The organism is Aminobacter sp. NyZ550 (genome assembly GCF_025628925.2).
Taxonomy (GTDB): Bacteria; Pseudomonadota; Alphaproteobacteria; order Rhizobiales; family Rhizobiaceae; genus Aminobacter; species Aminobacter ciceronei.
This window is the reverse complement of sequence record NZ_CP114190.1, coordinates 1,147,378-1,169,203: the sequence shown is the minus strand read 5'-3', so window position 1 is coordinate 1,169,203 and position 21,826 is coordinate 1,147,378. Positions and strand designations below refer to the sequence as shown.

The 21,826-nt window shown below is 63.6% G+C and carries 19 protein-coding genes and 1 pseudogene; 6 read left to right on the top strand and 14 right to left on the bottom strand.

Going from position 1 to position 21,826, the window contains the following annotated elements:
- Positions 1–97: 97 nt before the first annotated feature.
- The 6 genes from N7E70_RS05755 to N7E70_RS05730 all read right to left on the bottom strand — a co-directional run bounded on the left by N7E70_RS05755 (position 98) and on the right by N7E70_RS05730 (position 5,837).
- Positions 98–496: a F0F1 ATP synthase subunit epsilon gene (locus N7E70_RS05755; RefSeq protein WP_067956560.1), complete on the bottom strand. Its 399-nt coding sequence runs from the start codon at positions 494–496 to the stop codon at positions 98–100.
- Between the two features lie 104 nt (positions 497–600).
- On the bottom strand, positions 601–2,148 hold the full coding sequence (gene atpD, locus N7E70_RS05750) for a F0F1 ATP synthase subunit beta (protein WP_067956557.1): 1,548 nt from the start codon (positions 2,146–2,148) through the stop codon (positions 601–603).
- A gap of 64 nt (positions 2,149–2,212) precedes the next feature.
- Positions 2,213–3,097, bottom strand: a complete 885-nt coding sequence (locus tag N7E70_RS05745) for a F0F1 ATP synthase subunit gamma (protein WP_067956556.1) — start codon at positions 3,095–3,097, stop codon at positions 2,213–2,215.
- Positions 3,098–3,113: 16 nt separating this feature from the next.
- Positions 3,114–4,643 carry a F0F1 ATP synthase subunit alpha gene (gene atpA / locus N7E70_RS05740; RefSeq protein WP_067956554.1) on the bottom strand — a complete coding sequence of 510 codons (1,530 nt, stop codon included), beginning with the start codon at positions 4,641–4,643 and terminating at the stop codon, positions 3,114–3,116.
- Positions 4,643–5,203 carry a F0F1 ATP synthase subunit delta gene (locus tag N7E70_RS05735; protein ID WP_182574251.1) on the bottom strand — a complete coding sequence of 187 codons (561 nt, stop codon included), beginning with the start codon at positions 5,201–5,203 and terminating at the stop codon, positions 4,643–4,645. The genes atpA and N7E70_RS05735 overlap by 1 nt, the downstream gene beginning before the upstream one ends.
- Positions 5,204–5,441: 238 nt before the next feature.
- Entirely contained in the window at positions 5,442–5,837 is a 396-nt protein-coding gene (locus N7E70_RS05730) for an AGROH133_08824 family phage infection protein (RefSeq protein ID WP_067956549.1), read from the bottom strand.
- Positions 5,838–5,964: 127 nt separating this feature from the next.
- On the opposite strand from N7E70_RS05730, the gene N7E70_RS05725 reads away from it, so the two are divergent.
- Positions 5,965–6,483 carry an SAM-dependent methyltransferase gene (locus N7E70_RS05725; RefSeq protein ID WP_169808305.1) on the top strand — a complete coding sequence of 173 codons (519 nt, stop codon included), beginning with the start codon at positions 5,965–5,967 and terminating at the stop codon, positions 6,481–6,483.
- On the opposite strand, the gene N7E70_RS05720 is transcribed toward N7E70_RS05725, so the two are convergent.
- The gene (locus N7E70_RS05720) at positions 6,484–8,667 is read right to left on the bottom strand and encodes a primosomal protein N' (protein WP_154386213.1); all 2,184 of its coding nucleotides are present in this window, start codon (positions 8,665–8,667) and stop codon (positions 6,484–6,486) included.
- Between the two features lie 90 nt (positions 8,668–8,757).
- Here N7E70_RS05720 and fsa point away from each other — a divergent pair, with 90 nt between their 5' ends.
- Complete coding sequence (fsa, locus tag N7E70_RS05715) at positions 8,758–9,411, top strand: fructose-6-phosphate aldolase (protein ID WP_067956544.1); 654 nt, start codon at positions 8,758–8,760, stop codon at positions 9,409–9,411.
- A 60-nt stretch (positions 9,412–9,471) separates the two neighbouring features.
- On the opposite strand, the gene N7E70_RS05710 is transcribed toward fsa, so the two are convergent.
- The gene (locus tag N7E70_RS05710; protein ID WP_067956542.1) at positions 9,472–9,909 is read right to left on the bottom strand and encodes an Lrp/AsnC family transcriptional regulator; all 438 of its coding nucleotides are present in this window, start codon (positions 9,907–9,909) and stop codon (positions 9,472–9,474) included.
- Positions 9,910–10,041: 132 nt separating this feature from the next.
- On the opposite strand from N7E70_RS05710, the gene N7E70_RS05705 reads away from it, so the two are divergent.
- Positions 10,042–10,932 carry a DMT family transporter gene (locus N7E70_RS05705; protein ID WP_263005770.1) on the top strand — a complete coding sequence of 297 codons (891 nt, stop codon included), beginning with the start codon at positions 10,042–10,044 and terminating at the stop codon, positions 10,930–10,932.
- A gap of 7 nt (positions 10,933–10,939) precedes the next feature.
- Here the strand turns inward: N7E70_RS05705 and N7E70_RS05700 are convergent, their stop codons facing one another.
- From N7E70_RS05700 to leuS, 3 genes are read right to left on the bottom strand one after another with little or no spacing between them, the layout of a single operon-like run.
- Complete coding sequence (locus N7E70_RS05700; protein ID WP_263005769.1) at positions 10,940–12,070, bottom strand: AAA family ATPase; 1,131 nt, start codon at positions 12,068–12,070, stop codon at positions 10,940–10,942.
- 24 nt (positions 12,071–12,094) lie between these two features.
- Positions 12,095–12,658, bottom strand: coding sequence for an LPS assembly lipoprotein LptE (lptE, locus tag N7E70_RS05695; RefSeq protein ID WP_067956537.1), 564 nt, complete (start codon positions 12,656–12,658; stop codon positions 12,095–12,097).
- Positions 12,645–15,275, bottom strand: a complete 2,631-nt coding sequence (gene leuS / locus N7E70_RS05690; RefSeq protein ID WP_263005768.1) for a leucine--tRNA ligase — start codon at positions 15,273–15,275, stop codon at positions 12,645–12,647. The genes lptE and leuS overlap by 14 nt, the downstream gene beginning before the upstream one ends.
- A 143-nt stretch (positions 15,276–15,418) precedes the next feature.
- Here leuS and N7E70_RS05685 point away from each other — a divergent pair, with 143 nt between their 5' ends.
- Positions 15,419–16,081, top strand: a complete 663-nt coding sequence (locus N7E70_RS05685) for a YggS family pyridoxal phosphate-dependent enzyme (protein WP_067956533.1) — start codon at positions 15,419–15,421, stop codon at positions 16,079–16,081.
- Between the two features lie 80 nt (positions 16,082–16,161).
- Here the strand turns inward: N7E70_RS05685 and N7E70_RS05680 are convergent.
- The 3 genes and pseudogenes from N7E70_RS05680 to N7E70_RS05670 form a co-directional block, all read right to left on the bottom strand.
- A pseudogene (locus N7E70_RS05680) lies at positions 16,162–16,874 on the bottom strand (IS5 family transposase).
- 105 nt (positions 16,875–16,979) lie between these two features.
- On the bottom strand, positions 16,980–18,080 hold the full coding sequence (locus tag N7E70_RS05675; RefSeq protein WP_371746553.1) for a branched-chain amino acid ABC transporter substrate-binding protein: 1,101 nt from the start codon (positions 18,078–18,080) through the stop codon (positions 16,980–16,982).
- A gap of 205 nt (positions 18,081–18,285) precedes the next feature.
- Entirely contained in the window at positions 18,286–18,561 is a 276-nt protein-coding gene (locus N7E70_RS05670) for an usg protein (protein ID WP_067956529.1), read from the bottom strand.
- Between the two features lie 308 nt (positions 18,562–18,869).
- Here N7E70_RS05670 and acs point away from each other — a divergent pair, with 308 nt between their 5' ends.
- Positions 18,870–20,825: an acetate--CoA ligase gene (gene acs, locus N7E70_RS05665; RefSeq protein ID WP_182576179.1), complete on the top strand. Its 1,956-nt coding sequence runs from the start codon at positions 18,870–18,872 to the stop codon at positions 20,823–20,825.
- A gap of 153 nt (positions 20,826–20,978) precedes the next feature.
- Positions 20,979–21,803, top strand: a complete 825-nt coding sequence (locus N7E70_RS05660; protein ID WP_263005767.1) for a creatininase family protein — start codon at positions 20,979–20,981, stop codon at positions 21,801–21,803.
- Positions 21,804–21,826: the final 23 nt, after the last annotated feature.

Genomic DNA, 21,826 nt, shown 5'->3' with positions numbered 1-21,826 from the left:
CCACCCCAGCCGACAGACCCCCAAAATGCAAAAAGCCGCCGGTGGAGCCGACGGCTTGAGCAATTCTGTCGAACGTGCCTGACCCGGCGAGAAATCCTCAGATCGCGGCTTCCAGGGTCGAAAGGTGGTTGAGATAGGCTTCCGCCTTGGTGCGGGCCTGGTCTTCCTTGGCGTCGGCGACGTCCTCGCGTGCGTCCTGGATGCGCCGCAGCAGTTCGGCGCGGTCGATGTCCTTCACCGGCGTCGCCGATTCGGCAAGCAGCGTGCAGCCTGCCGGGACGATGTCGGCGAAACCGCCGAACACGACGTAGCGCTCTTCCTTGCCGCCAACGGCCTTCACCGTCACGACGCCCGGCTTGATCGTGGTCATGACAGGCGCATGGTTGGCCATGACAGTCATTTCGCCTTCCGCACCGGGAATGACGACGGACTCGACCTGCTCCGAAACGAGCAGACGCTCGGGCGAGACCAGTTCGAATTTGAATGCTTCAGCCATGGTGTCTCACAAATGCTTGGACGGAGTTCCGAGCAGACCTGCCCGCAACTGGGCAGTCATCGGTGCAACAGCGCGGACCATGGGCCCGCGCTGCGGCGTTATGATTATGCCGCTTCCGCAGCCAGGCGCTGGGCCTTCTCGATCGCCATGTCGATACCGCCGACCATGTAGAAGGCAGCTTCCGGCAGGTGATCGTACTCGCCGTCAACCAGGCCCTTGAAGCTCTTGATGGTGTCTTCGAGCGGAACCAGCTGGCCGGGCGAGCCGGTGAACACTTCAGCGACGAAGAACGGCTGCGACAGGAAGCGCTCGATCTTGCGGGCGCGGGCGACCGTGACCTTGTCCTCTTCCGACAGCTCGTCCATGCCCAGGATGGCGATGATGTCCTGCAGCGACTTATAGCGCTGGAGGATTTCCTGGACGCGACGGGCGACGGAATAGTGCTCTTCGCCGACGATCAGCGGATCGAGCATGCGCGAGGTCGAGTCGAGCGGATCCACGGCCGGGTAGATACCCTTTTCCGAGATCGCGCGGTTGAGAACCGTCGTCGCGTCAAGGTGCGCGAACGAGGTTGCCGGCGCCGGATCGGTCAAGTCGTCGGCGGGGACGTAAATCGCCTGCACCGAAGTGATCGAGCCCTTGTTGGTGGTGGTGATGCGTTCCTGCATCGCACCCATATCGGTCGACAGCGTCGGCTGATAGCCCACGGCCGAAGGAATACGGCCGAGCAGAGCCGACACTTCCGAACCCGCCTGGGTGAAGCGGAAGATGTTGTCGACGAAGAACAGCACGTCCTGGCCCTGGTCGCGGAAGTGCTCGGCGATGGTCAGGCCCGACAGGGCGACGCGGGCGCGCGCACCGGGCGGCTCGTTCATCTGGCCGAACACCAGGGCGCACTTCGAACCTTCGGTCGAGCCGTTGTTCTCGTGCGGGTCCTTGTTAACGCCCGACTCGATCATTTCGTGATACAGATCGTTGCCTTCGCGGGTGCGCTCGCCGACGCCGGCGAACACCGAGTAGCCACCGTGCGCCTTGGCGACGTTGTTGATCAGTTCCTGGATCAGAACGGTCTTGCCGACGCCGGCGCCGCCGAACAGGCCGATCTTGCCGCCGCGAGCATAAGGAGCCAGCAGATCGACGACCTTGATGCCGGTGACCAGGATCTGTGCTTCGGTCGACTGGTCGACATAGGCAGGCGCTTCCTGGTGGATGGCGCGCTTGGACTTGGTCTTGACCGGGCCGGCTTCGTCGACCGGCTCGCCGATGACGTTCATGATGCGGCCGAGCGTCTCGTCGCCAACCGGAACCATGATCGGCGAACCGGTGTCACGGACGGCCTGGCCACGAACGAGGCCTTCCGAAATGTCCATGGCGATGCAGCGGACGGTGTTTTCGCCCAGGTGCTGTGCCACTTCGAGGATAAGGCGGTTGTCGCCGTTCATCGTCTCGAGCGCGTTCAGGATCGGCGGCAGTTCGCCGTCGAACTGCACGTCGACGACAGCGCCGATGACCTGCGAGACGCGGCCCGCGCCGGAGGCGACGACCGCCGACTTTTCGACCTTGGCAGCGGCCGCCTTGGCAGGCGCCGCCTTCTTTGCTGCGGGGGCCTTTTCCGCCGCCGGAGCGGCTTTCGGAGTAGCTGCTTTAGCCATCGTTTAACCTCTGTGTCCGTTCGTTGTTTCACGCGGACCCGCCTTGCGGCGAGCCATCACGTGGCTAGAGCGCTTCGGCGCCCGAAATAATCTCGATCAGTTCCTTGGTGATCTGGGCCTGACGCTGGCGGTTGTACGTGATCGTCAGCTTGTTGATCATGTCGCCTGCGTTGCGCGTGGCATTGTCCATCGCGCTCATCTTGGCACCCATCTCGCCGGCAGCATTTTCCAGCAGCGCCCGGAAAATCTGCACCGAGATGTTGCGCGGAATGAGATCGCCGAGGATTTCGCCCGGCTCCGGCTCGTATTCGTAGACCGCACCGCCGCTGGTCGCGGCATCGGCGCCGGCCGAAGGAGCGGCGGCAGGAATGACCTGCTGCGCGGTCGGAACCTGGCTGATCACCGACTTGAACTCGGAGTAGAACAGCGTGCAGACATCGAAGCCGCCCTGGTTGAACAGGGTGATCACCTTCTTGGCGATCATGTCGGCATGGACGAAGCCAACCTGCTTGGCGTCGCGCAGTTCGACGCGGTCGATGATCAGCGAGGCGAAGTCGCGACGCAGGACATCGTAGCCCTTCTTGCCGACGGTGATGATCTTGACCGTCTTGCCCTGGCCCTGGAGCTTGCGGACATGGTCGCGAGCCAGACGCGAAATCTGGCTGTTGAAGCCGCCGCACAGGCCGCGCTCGGCCGTGCAGACGACGAGCAGATGCACGTCGTCCTTGCCGGTGCCGGTCATCAGCGCCGGAGCATCGCCACCGCCACCGACAGCCTGGGCGATATTCGCGAGAACCGCACCCATGCGCTGCGAGTAGGGACGCGCGGCTTCCGCAGCTTCCTGGGCGCGACGCAGCTTCGCCGCGGCGACCATCTGCATCGCCTTGGTGATCTTCTGCGTCGCCTTGACCGAGGCGATACGGTTGCGGAGGTCTTTTAGCGAGGCCATGCCTTATCCGTCAGTGTCAGGCGAAGTTTTTCGCGAAAGCGTCGATGTGCCCCTTGAGCTTGCCGCGGAGATCGTCGCTGAGCGCCTTCTCCGTACGGATGCCGTCGAGAACGTCTTTGCCTTCCGAGCGCATGTAAGCCAGCAGGCCCTGCTCGAACTTGCCGACCTGGTTGAGGGCCAGCTTGTCGAGATAGCCGTTGACGCCGGCGAAGATCACCGCCACCTGCTCTTCGGTCTTGAGCGGCGAGAACTGCGGCTGCTTGAGCAGCTCGGTCAGGCGCGCACCGCGGTTGAGCAGACGCTGGGTGGCCGCGTCGAGGTCGGAACCGAACTGCGCGAAGGCAGCCATTTCGCGGTACTGCGCGAGCTCGCCCTTGATCGAGCCTGCAACCTGCTTCATCGCCTTGATCTGGGCCGACGAGCCGACGCGCGACACCGACAGACCGACGTTCACGGCAGGACGGATGCCCTGGAAGAACAGATTGGTCTCGAGGAAGATCTGGCCGTCGGTGATCGAGATCACGTTGGTCGGGATGTAGGCCGAGACGTCGTTGGCCTGCGTTTCGATGACCGGCAGAGCGGTCAGCGAGCCGGCGCCGTTTTCGTCGTTCAGCTTGGCCGAACGCTCAAGCAGGCGCGAGTGCAGGTAGAAGACGTCGCCCGGGTAAGCTTCACGGCCCGGCGGGCGGCGCAGCAGCAGCGACATCTGGCGATAGGCGACGGCCTGCTTGGACAGATCGTCATAAGCGATCAGGGCATGCTTGCCGTTGTCGCGGAAGTATTCGCCCATGGCGCAGCCGGCGAACGGAGCCAGGAACTGCATCGGGGCCGGATCGGAGGCGGTGGCGGCGATGATGATCGAATATTCGAGCGCGCCGCGCTCTTCGAGCACCTTCACGAACTGCGCGACGGTCGAGCGCTTCTGGCCGACGGCGACGTAGACGCAGTAGAGCTTTTCCTTCTCCGGACCAGCGACGTGGATCGCCTTCTGGTTCAGGATGGTGTCGAGAATGATGGCGGTCTTGCCGGTCTGACGGTCACCGATGACCAGTTCGCGCTGACCGCGGCCGACCGGGATCAGGGCGTCGATGGCCTTGAGGCCGGTCGACATCGGCTCATGCACCGACTTGCGGGGGATGATGCCGGGCGCCTTGACGTCGACGCGGCGACGCTCCTTCGCCTTGATCGGGCCCTTGCCGTCGATCGGGTTGCCGAGCGCGTCGACGACGCGGCCGAGCAGCTCCGGACCGACCGGGACGTCGACGATCGCGCCGGTACGCTTGACGGTGTCGCCTTCCTTGATGTCGCGGTCGGCACCGAAGATGACGACGCCGACGTTGTCGCTTTCAAGGTTCAGCGCCATGCCGCGGATGCCGCCCGGGAACTCGACCATTTCGCCCGCCTGGACGTTGTCGAGACCGTAGACGCGGGCGATACCGTCACCCACCGACAGAACCTGACCGACTTCGGTAACTTCGGCTTCCTTGCCGAAATTCTTGATCTGGTCTTTCAGAATTGCGGAAATTTCCGCGGCGCGGATGTCCATCAGCCGACCTCTTTCAGTGCAAGCTTGAGCGAATTGAGTTTGGTTTTGAGCGACGTATCGATCTGGCGCGAGCCCATCTTCACGATCAGGCCGCCGAGCAGCGAAGGATCGACCGCGACCGAGATCGCCACGTCCTTGCCGGCGACACTCTTCAGCGCCGACTTGAGTTCCGTTTCCTGCGCCGCGGTCAACGCATGCGCCGAAGTCACCTCTGCCGAGGTCTCGCCACGATGCTCGGCGGCGATCTGGCGGAACGCCTTGATCATGCCGGGCAGTGCGAACAGGCGGCGATTGCGCGCCACGAGGCGGAGGAAATTGCCGGCCAGGCCGGTGATCTTGGCCTTGTCGGCGATCGCCGAGATGGCCCTTTCCTGATCTTCGCCGGAGAACACCGGGCTCTTGATCAGGCGATCCAGATCAGCACTGCCGTCAAGCAGCACCGCGAAACGACCGAGGTCGGCTTCTACCTTTGCAACAGCGCCTGCTTCGAGTGCGAGATCGAACAACGATCCCGCATAGCGCTCAGCAACACCGGAGATTGGCGAGGAAGATTGGGTCACGGACCGTCTTTTCTCTTGTCTGACAGGCCGCAAGATTGTTGGCGCGAGTGTGAGACTCTAGCTAAATCTTTGACCTTACTGCGTTTTTTGACCCCGGAGCTCGCGACAGCCGCATCCCCCCGGCCGAAAGTCGATTGCCGTCTAGCACAGGCTTTTGAGGACCGCAACACGTCCTCTAACAGGCTTTTGAGGCACTATTGTCGCATCTTGCGCATCGGAGCTGTGGCTTGACGGCGATTCACGGCCAGAAGCCGAAAACAAACCCAAGGGGTAGGGCCGCCAGCGCCAGTTCGACAACGATCGCCACCCAATTGTATGGGGTGTTGGCACCGTCCGACATCATGGCGACGATCCGGCCGAAGGCCGTGAACAGCCACGACACGCCGAGCGCCATGTAAAGCAATGGCTGGGCTAGCAGAATCGCGCACAGCCCAACCCCGAGGAAGAAGCCTGCCATAGTGGCGCGACCCTGGGCGATGGCTTCCGGATTGTCCGGCCTTGCCTGCAGCCTGAGCAGGCGGAAGGCGATTCTCGGGGCAAAGAACAGGATGACGCCGAACAGCAGCGTGACCGCCGCCGAGCTCCACGCCAGCCACTCGCCCTGGCTCGCCGGCCACGGAAATGCGAACTCCATATTTCCCCTCCGGTCAGGCCTCGAATCCACAGGGATCATATCCGACGGTGTGTCGAGCGCCAGAGCGCAACTGGTGTGAACGGCCGAAACAAGTATGCTGCGGTCGGCGGGCCTGATGGAGGGGACCATGGCCATACCGGCGCGAATAGTCTGGGCGATCAGTCACCTCGGCATTCAGCCAAGCGACAGGCTGCTGGAAATCGGCTGCGGGCGGGGCATCGCCATGGCTGAAATCACGCCGCTGCTGACCGATGGTCACATTATCGGGCTCGATCGCTCGGACAGCGCCGTAAGCTCCGCCGACGAGAGAAACCGCGCGGCGATATCGGCCGGCAAGGCAGCGTTGGCGCAGGGGGCACTCGCGGATTGGAGCGGTGGCGGTCGGCACTTCGACAAGATCTTCGCCATCAACGTCAACCTGTTCTGGCTGGAGGCGGCGCGCGAACTCAAGCTGATCCGGTCGCTGCTCGCCCCGGAGGGCAAACTGTACCTGTTCTTCGAGCCGCCAAGCGCCGGCCAGATCTCAGCTATCGCGCACGCCATCGAGGTGCGCCTCAAGGCGGGCGGCTATGTGCTGGAAAAAACCATGTACGGCCCTGCAGCGACGCCGCCGCTGCTCGGCATGATCACCCGGCCCATGGCCTGATCACAGGAAACTCTGCGGATCGATGTCGACCTGCACGCGCACCGATCCGCGCAGCTTGGGCCCGGCGGCAAGCAGCGCGCGGATGTAGCCCTGTATGTCGGCCTTCCTGTCGGCCTGGACCAGCAAACGGAAGCGATGGCGGCCGCCGATGAGCGCCAGCGGCGCCTCCGCTGGCCCGAGCACATGGACATCCTGCGCCACCTGGGCTGCGCGGCGCAGACCACGCGCATGGCTCTCGGCCTCGGGCCGCGTTGCCGCGCTGACGATGATGCCGGCGAGCCGGCCGTAGGGAGGCAGGGCGGAACGCTCGCGCTCGGCGATCTCACGATCGTAGAAGGCCTCCGAATCGCCCGAGACAATCGCCCGCATGACCGGATGGTCGGGCTGGAAGGTCTGCAGCAGGCCAAGGCTCTTCTTGCCGGTGCGCCCTGCCCGGCCGGTCACCTGCGACAACAGCTGATAGGTCCTCTCGGCGGCACGCGGGTCGCCATTCGCGAGGCCAAGATCGGCGTCGACCACGCCGACCAGCGTCATGTTCGGAAAGTTGTGCCCCTTGGCGACGAGCTGGGTACCGATGACGATATCGGCTTCGCCATTGGCGATCGCCTCCAGTTCCAGCCTGAGCCGTTTCACGCCGCCCAGCATGTCCGAGGACAGCACGATGGTGCGCGCGTCGGGGAAATGCGAAACCACTTCCTCGGCAATGCGTTCGACGCCCGGCCCGCAGGCGACGAGATGATCGAAGGTGCCGCATTCCGGGCAGGCCTCGGGCCGCTTCTCGTTGTGGCCGCAATGGTGGCAGACCAACTGGCCACGAAAGCGATGCTCGACCAGCCAGGCCGAACAGACCGGGCAGCCGAAGCGGTGACCGCAGACCCGGCAGAGCGTCAGCGGCGCATAACCGCGCCGGTTGAGGAACAGCAGCGACTGCTCCTGCCGGCCAAGGGTTTCGCGCATCTTGCCGAGCAGCACCGGCGACAGGAAGCCGCCGCGCGCCGGTGGCGAGCGCCGCATGTCGACCGTCGCCAGCTGTGGCAGCGCCGCCTCGGCGAAACGGGCTGAAAGCACCGAACGCGCATACTTGCCCTGCTCGGCGTTGACCCGGCTCTCAACCGACGGCGTGGCTGACGCCAGCACGACAGGAAAGCCGCCGATATGGCCCCGCACCACCGCCATGTCGCGGGCATTGTAGAAGACGCGGTCCTCCTGCTTGTAAGCAGGGTCATGTTCTTCGTCGACGACGATCAGCCCGAGATTGTTGAACGGCAGGAACAGGGCCGAGCGGGCGCCAGCCACCACCCGCACGCCACCCTCGGCGACCTGGCGCCAGACGCGCTCGCGCATCCGCGGCGGCAGGTCCGAATGCCACTCGGCGGGCTTGGTGCCAAATCGGTTCTGGAAGCGCTCGAGGAAGGCCTGCGTCAGCGCGATTTCAGGCAGCAGGATCAGCACCTGCTTGCCTTTGTCGAGCGCCGCCGCCACCGCTTCGAAATAGACTTCCGTCTTGCCCGAGCCGGTGACGCCGTCGATCAGCGTGACCGCGAATTTGTCGGCCTCGACCTGGGCGCGCAAGCTTGCCGCGGTTGCCTCCTGGTCATTGGTGAGCTCTGCGCTGGTGTAGGACGTATCGGGCGGCGCCACCACCGGGCGCGGCGGGATCATCACCGTCTCGAATACGCCTTGCGCCCTCAACCCGTCGATGACGGTGGAGGAAACGCCGGCAGCATGCGCCAGGCCCGAGCGCGTCCAGGCTATGCCGTCATTGGCCATTTCGAGCACACGGGCGCGCGCCGCAGTCATTCGGTCGGGCTCGCCGTCGCTGCGCTTGAGCCCTTCCGTCCAGGGCTCCGGATCGAAGGCCTCGGGCGCGCGCAGGATCATTCGCGCCACCATGCCGGGCGGCGACAGGGTGTAGTGGGCGATCCAGTCGACCAGCCGGCGCATCTCGTCATTGACGGGGGGACAATCGAAGACATGCGCAATCGGCCTGAGCTTCTTCGGATCGACCGCTTCGACCGGTCCGTCCCAGACGATGCCTGCCACCTCGCGCGGGCCGAGCGGCACGCGCACGATCGAGCCGGGCACCACCTGCATGCCGTCGGGAACGGCATAGGAGTAGGCGCGCTCGGCCGGCATCGGCACCAGCACGGGGGCGGCCCTGGTTCTTGGCGAATCGGCGGTCATGACGCGTGACCTTGCCCCGAACTTGGTTTAGAGCAAAGGCCGACATGTGCGGTGTGCCTGAGGCACCCTTCCATCACCAAGGAGACAGTTATGAAGTTTTTCGTCGACACCGCCGACGTGAAGGACATCCGCGAGCTCAACGAGCTCGGCCTTCTCGACGGCGTCACCACCAATCCGTCGCTGATCCTCAAATCCGGCCGCAACATCGCCGAAGTGACCAAGGAAATCTGTGACATCGTCGAAGGCCCGGTCTCGGCCGAAGTCGCTGCCACCGAATATGCCGAGATGATGAAGGAAGCGGCGGTGCTGTCGAAGATCGCCGACAACATCTGCATAAAGGTGCCGCTGACGCTGGACGGGCTCAAGGCCTGCCGCGCGCTGACCTCGGAGGGCCGCATGGTCAACGTCACGCTGTGCTTCTCCGCCAACCAGGCCCTGCTCGCCGCCAAGGCCGGTGCCACCTTCATTTCGCCCTTCATCGGCCGTCTCGACGACATGGCCGTCGACGGCATGGAGCTGATCGCCGAGATCCGCCACATCTATGACAATTACGGCTTCGACACCGAGATCCTGGCCGCTTCGATCCGCTCGACGGAGCACGTCAAGCGCGCCGCCCTGATCGGCGCCGACGTCGCCACCATCCCACCGGCAACGCTGAAGGCACTGGTCAAGCACCCGCTGACCGACAAGGGCCTCGAGATGTTCCTGGCCGACTGGGCCAAGACCGGCCAGAAGATCGGCTGATCTTCCAGCCAGAACGACCAAAGCCGGCGCCATCAGCGCCGGCTTTTTTGTGTCTGCTGCTCAGAGAAGCGGAGGCAGCCTGCGCTTGACCGGCTGCGCCTTGACGATCGAGCTGCTGGTTTCCGCCTTGTCGGCGATGCGGTCAAGGATCGTGTCGAGCTCGTCGATGGAGCGGATGTGCAGCCGCCCGACAAAGCAGTCGTCGCCAGTCACCTTGTCGCATTCGGAGAATTGCGGGATCTGCTGGATCAGGTCCTGCACCACGTGCAGCTTGCCCGGCAGCGGCCGGATGCGGACGATGGCCTGCAGCGTGTAGCCAAGCGCCGCCGGGTCGACATCGACAGTGAAGCCGCGGATGACGCCACGCTCCTCCAGCCGCTTCAGCCGTTCCGATGCGCTCGGGGACGACAGCCCGACCCTCTGGGCCAGTTCCTTCAGGGAAATCCTGGCGTCCTCGACCAGGGTTTCGACCATGCGCCGGTCGATGTCATCAAGCATTTTTCACCTCAAAGGCAAAATCAATTATCAACCTTACATTATCAGGGAAAACCGAGAAAGCGTCTCTTCAATGCCATGTTTTTCCGCCCTGCTACCGCGCAGAATGTGCCCAGCCTAACAAGGAGCAGGGACATGTCGGACAAGATGCGCGGAACCGTCGAAATGACCGCCGCCATGGTGATTTCGGGAACGATCGGGCTGTTCGTCGTCCTGTCCGGCCAGCCGGTGATGGATGTGGTGTTCTGGCGCTGCGCCTTCGGCGCCATCACCCTTTTGATCGTCTGCGCCGCACTCGGCCTGTTCCGGCCCGAGGTGATGACGCGCCGCCAGATTGCCTGGGCCGCGGCCGGCGGTGTCGCCATCGTCTTGAACTGGATCCTGCTGTTCGCGGCCTTCCCGCGCGCCTCGATCTCGATCGCGACCGCCATCTACAACACCCAGCCCTTCATCCTGGTGGCGCTCGGGGCAACGTTGTTCGGCGAGCGGCTGACGCTGACCAAGCTGAGCTGGCTCGGCATCGCCTTTGGCGGCATGCTTTTGATCGTCCAGTCCAAGCCGGACGCCGGCGCCGTCGGCACCGACTATCTCTCCGGCATCCTGTTGGCGCTGGGTGCTGCCTTCTTCTACGCCATCGCCGCGATCATCACCAAGAAGCTCAAGGGTGTGCCGCCGCATCTGATCGCGCTGATCCAGGTGACCGTCGGCATCCTCATGCTCGCGCCCTTCGCCAACTTCGCCGCGCTTCCGGTCGACGCGAAGACCTGGACGCTGCTTGTCGCGGTCGGCGTCGTCCATACCGGCGTGATGTACATCCTGCTCTACGGCGCGATCCAGAAGCTGCCGACGAACCTCGTGGGGGCGCTGTCCTTCATCTATCCAGTCGTTGCGATCCTGGCCGACTTCCTGGCCTTTGGCCATCGTCTGCAGCCGCTGCAGCTGCTCGGCGCCGCAGCGATCCTGATCGCCGCCGCCGGGATGACGCTCGGCTGGACGTTGGTGAAGCGGCGCGTTGCGCGTGCCTGAGCCGGCATCAATCGTCGTCGGGCATCTGCCCTGTCGCGCGCATGCCTTCGATCGTCGTCGCACCTTCATTGCGCACCACCGTCAGCGCCCGCGACCCGGTGCGGTCTCGGATCAGGTCGGCAAGCTCGCGCGAATGTGTCACCACCCACACCTGCGTGCACTCGGCGGCCCGCGCGACCATGTCGGCGAGTGCCGGCATCATGCGCGGATGCAGGCTCGACTCGGGCTCGTTGAGCGCAATGAGTTTCGGTAGTCTGTAGGACAAAAGCGCACCCGCCAGCGCCAGGAAGCGGGTCTGGCCGTCCGACAGTTCCTGCGGCCTGAACACACGCTGCGGGAATTCGGGCAACACCAGCCCGAATGTCGCGGTTTCTCCCGGCACGGGCACGTCGAGTTGTGCACCGCCAAGCGCATCGGCGATACAGCGGTCGAGATCGACGGTGTCCTCGCGGATATGCCTCAGCGTTGCAAAGACGGCCGCCAGATTGGCGCCGTCCTCGTCGAGCATGGGCGACGTCGTTGCAAGTGCTGCCCGCCGCACCGGCGAATCTGCGTCCGTGCGGAAGCCGTGATAGAATCGCCAACCGGCAACGGCGGCGCGCATGTCGCCAACCTCGGGATAGCGGCCAGCGCCGCCGAGCAGAGCCAGCGCGGTCTCTGAGTTCAGGACACGTTCGGGGTGTTCGACCCGGCGACCGTCTCCGTCGCGGGCAAAAATGGCCTGCCCCTTGCGCGACATCATCTCGACCGGTCGACGTCCTGCCTCGATGGTCAGGCTCTCTTCCTTGACGTGCGGTTCAAAGGCGAAACCCGCCGACAGCGGCGGCGGCAGACCGATCTCGACCTTGTAGGCATAGCACACGGCCGTCTCGTCATCGACGAATTGAGCGTCGATGATCACGCGGGCCGGCTGCCCGATGCGGCGAGTGCCCGACCATAGGGCTGAGTTCATGCCACCCTCGCCGGCGATTTCACGTGCGAGGGTTCCCTCGGCCGACGCCTTGATGAGTTGCAGCGCCCGATAGAGGTTGGACTTGCCGACACCGTTCTCGCCGACGAAAATCGAGACTTGGCCGATGTCGAGCCGGATCGATCGCAGCGATCGATAGCCTGCGGCTGAAAAGGATGTCAGCCGCATCGCCCGATCCCTTTGAAGCGGGCGTCAGCCCTTGGACATGTCCTGGGCGATGGCCAGCCTGAGCAGTTCGGCCAGTTCGCGCGCCGCACGGTTTTCGGCATCACGCTGCGCCCGCAGCGTGGCGAACTCCTGGCGCGGCCGGTCGAACGACGCCGAGACGTTGCGTTTGCCCGAAGCGATACGCTTGCCGGTCTTGATGTCGGTGATGATATAGGTGCCGGTCAGGGTCATCGTGCCGGTGGTGGGCTCGTCGTCCTTGGTGGTCACGGCGGCGAGCAGCGCCGATTCGCTCAGCGCGGTCACCGCCAGGTCCATCGTGTAAGGCGCTGCCGCCTGCTGCCCGGCACCACCATTGAACATGAAGATCAGGTGGTTGCGGACTTCCTGGCCGTAGCGGGTGTTGACCGGCTTGATGTTGATCGAGGCCAGTTGTGTCGCCGTGCCGGCCTCGGCACCCGCCTGTGCCGGACCGTCCGAATAAAGCGGACGCACGGTGCAGGCAGATGCCAGTGCAAGCGTGGCAAGCAAAGCCAGACGCGCAGCAACACGCAACGAACGGGCAGAATTCCGCGCCTCAGGCAACGACATTGACGATCCTCTGCGGCACAACAATCACCTTGCGCGGCGACTTCCCATCCAGCGCCTTCTGCACTGCTTCCAGTGCCAGCGCCGCTTTTTCGACGGTCAATTGATCTGCGTCGCGGGCGATTGTCAAATCAGCTCTTTTCTTGCCGTTGATCTGGACCGGATAGGTGATTTCGTTGTCGACGACGAGTGCTGCATCGAACTTTGGCCACGGACGATCGGCAACCAGGCCCTCGCCCTGCAGCGCTGCCCAGCACTCTTCGGCCAGATGCGGCATCATCGGGGCGATCATCACGATCAGGATGTCGACAGCCTCGCGCAGCGCCGAGACCATCTCGGCCGAAGCCTTGCCGGCGGCAGCGTCGGCAAGCGGCCCCTGCAGCGTGTTGGTCAGCTCGTAGATGCGCGCAACGGCCTTGTTGAAGGCGAGCTTGCCGATGTCCTCGCCGACCGACTTCAGCGCCTTGTGCGCCGCCTTCGAGACGGCCGCCGCATCGCCTTCGCCGGCTGCCCTGGCTTCCGCCTTGGCCAACGCCTCGGCCGATTCGGACACCAGGCGCCAGACGCGTTGCACGAAACGATGCGCGCCCTCGACGCCGGCCTCGGTCCACACCACGTCACGTTCGGGCGGCGAATCGCTGAGCACGAACCAGCGCGCAGTGTCGGCGCCATAGCTCGCGATGATGTCGTCGGGGTCGACAACGTTCTTCTTCGACTTCGACATCTTCTCGATCGAGCCGATCTCCACCGGCTCGCCGGTGGCAATCAGCGTCGCGCGCCGCTTGCCGTCGGTCTCCTCGATCCTGACGTCGCTCGGCGAAACCCATTCGCCGTTGGGACCGCTGCCGAGACGGTAGGTCTCGTGCACGACCATGCCTTGCGTGAACAGGCCCTTGAACGGTTCGGACAGGTCGAGGTGGCCGGCCTTGCTCATCGCGCGGGTGAAGAAGCGCGAATAGAGCAAGTGCAGGATCGCATGCTCGATGCCGCCGATATACTGATCGACCGGCAGCCACTCATTGGCGGCCTTCGGATCGGTCGGTTCGTTTTCCCAAGGTGCGGTAAAGCGCGCGAAATACCATGACGAATCGACAAACGTGTCCATCGTGTCGGTCTCGCGGCGTGCCGCCTTGCCGCATTGCGGGCAGTTGACGTGGCGCCAGGTCGGGTGACGGTCGAGCGGATTGCCCGGACGGTCGAACTCGACGTCGTCGGGCAGCCTGACCGGCAGGTCGGCCTTCGGCACCGGCACGACACCGCAATCCTCGCAGTGGATCATCGGGATCGGGCAGCCCCAGTAGCGCTGGCGCGAAATGCCCCAGTCGCGCAGGCGGAACTGCACCTTGCGCTCGCCCATCGGGCGATTGCCGATCGAGATCTGCTCGAGACGGGTGGCAACGTCGTTGAACGCCGCCTCCGGCTTCATGCCGTCGAGGAAGCGCGAATTGATCATCACGCCATCGTCGGTATAGGCCTCCTCGGTGATCTGGAAGGTCGCGGCATCGCCGCCCTCCGGCATCACGACAGGAACCACCGGCAGGCCATACTTGTTGGCGAAATCGAGGTCGCGCTGGTCGCCCGAAGGGCAGCCGAAGATGGCGCCCGTACCGTAGTCCATCAGCACGAAATTGGCGACATAGACCGGCAGCGTCCAGCTCGGGTCGAACGGATGGACGACGCGGATGCCGGTGTCCATGCCCTTCTTCTCGGCCGTTTCAAGCGCTGCAACCGACGTACCCATGCGGCGCACGTCGTCCATGAAGGCGGCGAGCTCAGGCTTGCTCTCGGCGGCCTTCCTGGCCAGCGGATGGTCGGCCGAGATCGCCATGAAGGAGGCGCCGAAGATCGTGTCCGGACGCGTCGTGTAGACCTCAAGCTCGTTCTCGCCGGCGGGTGCCGTACCGGCCGCCAGCGGCCAGCGGATCAGCAGGCCTTCCGAGCGGCCGATCCAGTTGCGCTGCATCAGCTTGACCTTCTCGGGCCACTCGTCGAGGCCATCGAGCGCGTCCGACAGATCCTGCGCGAAGTCGGTGATCTTGAAGAACCACTGCGTCAGCTCACGCTGTTCGACCAGCGCGCCCGAACGCCAGCCGCGTCCGTCGATGACCTGCTCGTTGGCGAGCACGGTCATGTCCTCCGGGTCCCAGTTGACCTTGGAGGATTTGCGCGTCACCAGGCCCTTCTCGACGAAGTCGATGAACAGCATCTGCTGGCGGTGGTAATAGTCGACGTCGCAGGTGGCGAACTCACGGCTCCAGTCGAGCGACAGGCCCATCGACTTCAGCTGCGTCCGCATCGTCGCGATGTTCTGGTAGGTCCAATCCTTGGGATGGACCTTGTTCTTCATCGCAGCGTTTTCCGCCGGCATGCCAAAAGCATCCCAGCCCATCGGATGCAGCACGTTGTAGCCCATGGCGCGGCGGAAACGCGCGACGACGTCGCCCATCGCGTAGTTGCGAACGTGGCCGACATGGATGCGCCCCGACGGATAGGGGAACATCTCCAGCACGTAGTATTTCGGCCGGGGATCGTCGTTCTCGGTCTCGAAGAGCTTTGCCTCGCCCCAGGCCTTCTGCCATTTGGGTTCGGACGCGCGCGGATTGTATCGTTCGGTTGCCATCGGATGTTTTTCACTTAAAAGCGTGCATGGACCGGGGCGAAAACCCGCGGTTCAGGAAATCGTTGCCGGGTGTTCATCATGGATTCCCGGACCCGTCAACACCGGCAAGCCGGGGGCGGGCAAAAAGCAGCAGGGCCAGCGGCATGGAAAAGTCGGTCGAACAGCTCACTCTGGTGAAGCATAAGATAGGTGCGGCCGAGCGCGAGGCCAACAGGCCAGAGGGCTCGACAGTGCTGGTGGCGGTCTCCAAGACCTTCGATGCCGAGCACATCCGCCCCGTCATCGAGGCCGGACAGCGCGTCTTCGGCGAAAACCGCGTCCAGGAAGCGCAAGGCAAGTGGCCGCAGCTGAAGGCGGAGATTTCCGACATCGAGCTTCATCTGATCGGCCCGCTGCAATCCAACAAGGCCAAGGAGGCGGTCGCCCTGTTCGACGTCATCGAGACTGTCGACCGCGAGAAGATTGCCGCCGAACTCGCCCGGGAAATCGAGAAGCAGGGCCGGTCGCCGAACCTCTACGTCCAAGTCAACACCGGCTCCGAACCGCAAAAGGCCGGCATCGAGCCACGCGAAGCGGTCGCCTTCGTCAAGCGCTGCCGCGAGGTCCACAACCTCGCCATCGAAGGCCTGATGTGCATCCCGCCGGCTGACGAAAACCCCGGCCCGCATTTTGCCCTACTGGAAAAACTGGCGCGCGAAGCCGATGTCGCGAAGCTTTCGATGGGCATGTCGGGCGACTACGAACTTGCGATTGCATTCGGCGCCACCAGCGTGCGGGTCGGCTCGGCGATCTTCGGCACCCGCTGAGATGCCAGCAGCCACGAAAACAAAAGGCCGGGATCTGCTGCATCCCGGCCTTTTCGTTTCTGCCTAAGGCTTGTTGAGATTCATCGAGAGTTGATGACGGCGGCAACGAGATAGATCATAGCGGCGAAGCTCTGGTCGGTTTTGTCTGCGCGCATGGCGATGCGCTTGAATTCCTTGAGCTTGCAGAAGAAGTTTTCGATGAGGTGGCGCCACTTGTAGAGTTCCTTGTCGAGCGGCAGCGGCTTTGTGCGCCTTGGGTGCTGGGAGACGACGATCTTGGCGCCGCGCTCATTGAGATCGGTGATTATGTGATTGCTGTCGAAGGCCTTGTCGGCGATCAGCCCGCCAAAGTTGATGCCCTCGATCAGCGGCGCCACGCCGACCGTATCGAAGCGATGGCCGGGCATGAGTTCGAAGCGGACCAGATTGCCAAGCGCGTCTGTAAGGGCGAGGATCTTGGTCGTCATGCCCCCCTTGGATCGACCTATGGCCTGCCGCGTAGTCCCCCTTTTGCACCCTGGCCGTGACGATGGACCTTCACAATGGTGGCATCGACCATCGCATATTCCATATCCGGTTCGTCCGAGCAGACCTCGAAGAGCCTGATGAAAACATCAGCTTTCAACCAATCCCGATAGCGTTTGAAGGCCGTGTTCCAGTTTCCGAAAAAGGCCGGAAGATCGCGCCAGGGGCTACCCGTTCGCGCGATCCACAGCACCGCTTCGATGAAGCGGCGGTTGTCGCTCCCACTGCGCCCAGGGTCCGTCGGCTTGCCCAAACAATGAGGTTCCATCTTTGCCCATTGGGCGTCCGTCAAAACAAAGCGATCCATCCAAAGTGTGAATCACAATCCGCTCAATATGGGAATCCTGAATCTCAACAAGCCTTAGCCCGGAAGTTACTCCGCGGCGACGATCTTGCCGCCTTCCCACTTGAACAGCGAGAAGCTCGGCGAAGTCAGGTCGCCGGTTTCGCCATAAGTCAGATTGCCGATGGCGGTGGAGATCGGCTCGCCCGACTTGAGCGCGGCGGCAACAGCTGCGGCGTCGTCGGCCTTGCCGGCCTTTTCGATGCCGGCCTTCAGCACCTCGACGGCAGCATAGGCGTTGAGGGTGAACGCCTCGGCGGGAATGCCCTTGTCGGTCAGAACCTTGACCGCCTCGGCCGAGGCCGGGTTCTTCAGTGCGTCGGTCGCATTGGTGAACAGCGTGCCGGCAGCGGCTTCGTTGCCGATCGCCCAGAACTCGGTGTTCGACAGGCCTTCGCCGCCGATGATGACGGCGTTGACGCCACCGTCCTTCAGCTGGCGCGCCAGAAGGCCACCCTCGGGGTGATAGCCGCCGAAGTAGATGACTTCGGCATTGTCGGCCTTGAGACGGGTGATCAGTGCCGAAAGGTCCTTTTCGCCCGGGTTGAGCGAGTTCTGCTGCACTTCGGTCAGACCGCCGGCATTGATCGCCTTCTTGAAGGCTTCGGCCAGGCCCTTGCCGTAGGTGCCCTTGTCGTCGATCACGGCGACGCGCTTGTCCTTCATGTTCTTGAGCACGTAGGCAGCGGCAACTTCGGCCTGCTGGTCGTCACGGCCGCAGGTGCGCAGCACGTTGGTCAGGCCGCGTGCGGTCAGGTCCGGCGCGGTTGCCGTCGGCGTCACCATCAGGATGCCGTTTTCGGCAAAAACGTCCGAAGCCGGGATCGCAACGCCCGAAGTCACCGGGCCAACGACATATTTCACGCCTTCGCCAACCAGCAGGTTGGCAGCCGAGACGCCCTGCTTTGGATCGCCGGCATCGTCGGCGAGCTTCAGCACGATCTTCTCGCCGAGGATGCCACCCTTTTCATTGATGACATCGACGGCAGCCTGGGCGCCGTTCTTGACCTGGTCGCCATAGGCGGCGACCGGACCGGTCAGCGGGGCGACGAGGCCGATGGTGATGTCGGCATGCGCGGTGGAGCCGAAGGCCATCAGCGCGGCGAGCGAGACGCCCGCAAGGATCTTCATGTTCATCGTAGTTCTCCCTTATACCCGCCGATCTCAAGGATTCGACGGGAACTCTGGAGGGCGGGATAGCGGCCCGGGGAGCGTCCTGCAATCGGCCCAGCGCCGCAAAAGCCGCAATTGATTTGTGCCAGAACCTTGCGCAGGCGACCGTCATCGCGTGAAAAATCGCTGTCGATCAATGAGATAGGCGAACCGACGGGAAGGCTCAGTGCAGCAGCACGAACTCGCCGTCGACCTTGCGCCATTCGTTGGGCGCGATCAGCTTGCGGTGGGTGTAGTGCACCGAGTGCAGCGGGCCTTCGAGCTTTGTCCGCCAGAACTCGATGAAGCCGAACAGGACGGGAAATTTCGGCGCCAGGTCGTAGTCCTGCCAGATGAATGTCTGCAGCACATGTGGGTGGTCGGGCAGGTGATAGAGGATTTCGGCCGTGGTCAGGCCGTAGCCCTTGAGCATCAGTTCCAGTTCAGAAGCGTCGCGCATGCTGGCCTTCCGTATCGAACAGCTCCTCCACGGCCAAAGTCTGCGCCGCGATGGTTAACCGTCTGCTAAAACAACGGAATGCGCATATGATAGTTCCAAGAAATCAGCACTTTAGCACTCGACCTCAGCCATTGCTGATAGCTATATAGCGGCGGCGATTTGCCGCTACGGAAAGACCACAGCCAAATCCAAGGTCTAATATTGTGAGGCGGCGCGAATTGCTAATAATGCGCGCCAACGCGGCTCCAACGCCGCCGTCCGCCGGCCGCAAGGAGCCGTCGGATCGTTTCCGGGAGGAAGGGAGAGAAATGTCCGAAGTCCGTGTCCACCGCGTTCAGCCGGCGTGGAAGAAGAATGCGCTGATCGACAACGATACCTACCTGAAATGGTATGGCGAGAGCGTCAAGAACCCCGACAAGTTCTGGGGCAAGCACGGCAAGCGCATCGACTGGTTCAAGCCCTACACCAAGGTCAAGAACACCTCCTTCGACGGCAAGGTGTCGATCAAGTGGTTCGAGGACGGCCTGACCAACGTCTCCTACAATTGCATCGACCGCCACCTGAAGAAGCGCGGCAACCAGACCGCCATCATCTGGGAAGGCGACAACCCTTACGACGACAAGAAGATCACCTACAACGAGCTCTACGAGCATGTCTGCCGCCTCGCCAACGTGATGAAGAAGCACGGCGTCAAGAAGGGCGACCGCGTCACCATCTACATGCCGATGATCCCCGAGGCTGCCTATGCGATGCTGGCCTGCACCCGCATCGGCGCCATCCATTCGATTGTCTTCGGCGGCTTCTCGCCCGATGCGCTGGCCGGACGCATCGTCGACTGCGAATCGACCTTCGTCATCACCGCTGATGAGGGCCTGCGTGGCGGCAAGGCGATCCCGCTCAAGGAAAACACCGACAAGGCAATCGACATTGCCGCCAAGCATCATGTCATGGTCAAGGACGTGCTGGTGGTGCGCCGCACCGGCGGCAAGGTCGGCTGGGCGCCCGGCCGCGACCACTGGTACCACGACGAGGTCCGCTCGGTGAAAGCCGAATGCAAGCCCGAGAAGATGAAGGCCGAGGATCCGTTGTTCATCCTCTACACCTCGGGTTCGACCGGCAAGCCCAAGGGCGTGCTGCACACCACCGGCGGCTATCTCGTCTACGCCTCGATGACCCACCAATATGTCTTCGACTACCATGACGGCGACATCTACTGGTGCACGGCCGATGTCGGCTGGGTCACCGGCCACAGCTACATCGTCTATGGCCCGCTCGCCAACGGCGCCACCACGCTGATGTTCGAGGGCGTGCCCAATTACCCCAGCGCCTCGCGCTTCTGGGACGTCGTCGACAAGCACAAGGTCAACATCTTCTACACCGCACCCACCGCCATCCGCGCTTTGATGGGCGCCGGCGACGAGCATGTGAAGAAGGCTTCGCGCAAGAGCCTGCGCGTTCTGGGTTCGGTCGGCGAGCCGATCAATCCGGAAGCCTGGGAGTGGTATTACAACGTCGTCGGCGACAAGAAGGTGCCGATCGTCGACACCTGGTGGCAGACCGAGACCGGCGGCATCCTGATCACGCCGCTGCCTGGTGCAACCGACCTCAAGCCGGGCTCGGCGACGCGGCCGTTCTTCGGCGTCAAGCCGGAGCTCGTCGACAACGAAGGCAATGTGCTCGAGGGTGCCGCCGACGGCAATCTCTGCATCACCGATTCCTGGCCGGGTCAGATGCGCACCGTCTATGGCGACCACGAACGCTTCATCCAGACCTATTTCGCCACCTACAAGGGCAAGTATTTCACCGGTGACGGCTGCCGCCGTGACGCCGACGGCTACTACTGGATCACCGGCCGAGTCGACGACGTCATCAACGTCTCGGGTCACCGCATGGGCACCGCAGAGGTCGAGTCGGCGCTGGTCAGCCACGACAAGGTTTCGGAAGCCGCCGTCGTCGGTTACCCGCACGATATCAAGGGCCAGGGCATCTACAGCTATGTCACGCTGATGTCGGGCATCGAGGCGACCGAGGACCTGCGCAAGGAGCTCGTCGCCCATGTCCGCAAGGAGATCGGCGCCATCGCTTCGCCCGACAAGATCCAGTTTGCGCCGGGCCTGCCCAAGACCCGCTCGGGCAAGATCATGCGCCGCATCCTGCGCAAGATCGCCGAGGACGATTTCGGCGCGCTCGGCGATACCTCGACGCTGGCCGATCCGGCCGTCGTCGACGACCTCGTCGCCAACCGCCAGAACAAGCGGGCCTGATGAACCTCCAACCCCCGCATCACCGATGCGGGGGTTTTTGCTTCGGCGATGCACGGACCGCTGGTCCAATGACTGCTCGAAGTCTCCTATTGACAACTCCTCGCATCAGAAAAAGAATTTTCCTATACGAAAATTCCTGAGAGGAGCTGCCAGATGGCACGAGAAGTTGAGTGGGCGCGCATGACCGCGCCGGACCTGCGCGAGATCGCCGCGAGCGGCAACGCCATGGCGATCCTGCCGGTCGGCTCACTGGAGCAGCATGGCCCGCATCTGCCTGTCATTACCGACACGGCCAGCGCCGAGGCCGCCGCCCGGCGCGCCGCGCGCCTGGTCGCCGATGAGGTGCCTCTCGCCGTGCTGCCCGGCCTCTGGCTTGGCATGAGCGAACACCATCTGCCGTTCGGCGGCACGATCAGCCTCGACTACACCGCCTATTTCCATGTGCTGAAATCGATCGTCCGGTCGCTGAAGGCTATCGGCTTTGCCCGCTTGCTGATCGTCAACGGCCATGGCGGCAACATCGACCCGCTGGCGATGTCGACACGCGAGCTTGCCGTCGAGTTCGCCATGCCGATCGTCTACACCACGCCCTGGATGCTGGCGCCGGCGGAGACGGCAGCATTGTTCGAGACCGACAACGGTCCAAAGCATGCCTGCGAAGGCGAGGCGTCAGTGATGCTGGCGATCTCGCCCGACACGGTGAAACCGGACAAATTCGAGTTGGCCTTCACCAACGAGGCCGGCAAGAACGAGGCGCCGCATGGTGCCCATCGCTTCTACTCGTTCTCCGAGCGCGCGCCCAATACCGGCACATGGGGCGTTCCGGCCAAGGGCACGGCCGAGAAGGGCGAGCGCTTCCTTGATCTGCAGGCGCGCGAACTCGCCAAGCTGATCGTCGACCCGGTGCTGTGGACCAAGCCTGACGCTGTCTGGCGGCCGGGTCGCGGGCTCGACACGCGCGCCGGACGCGCCGACTGAGCAGGCAAAGCGCCCGCGCCCGG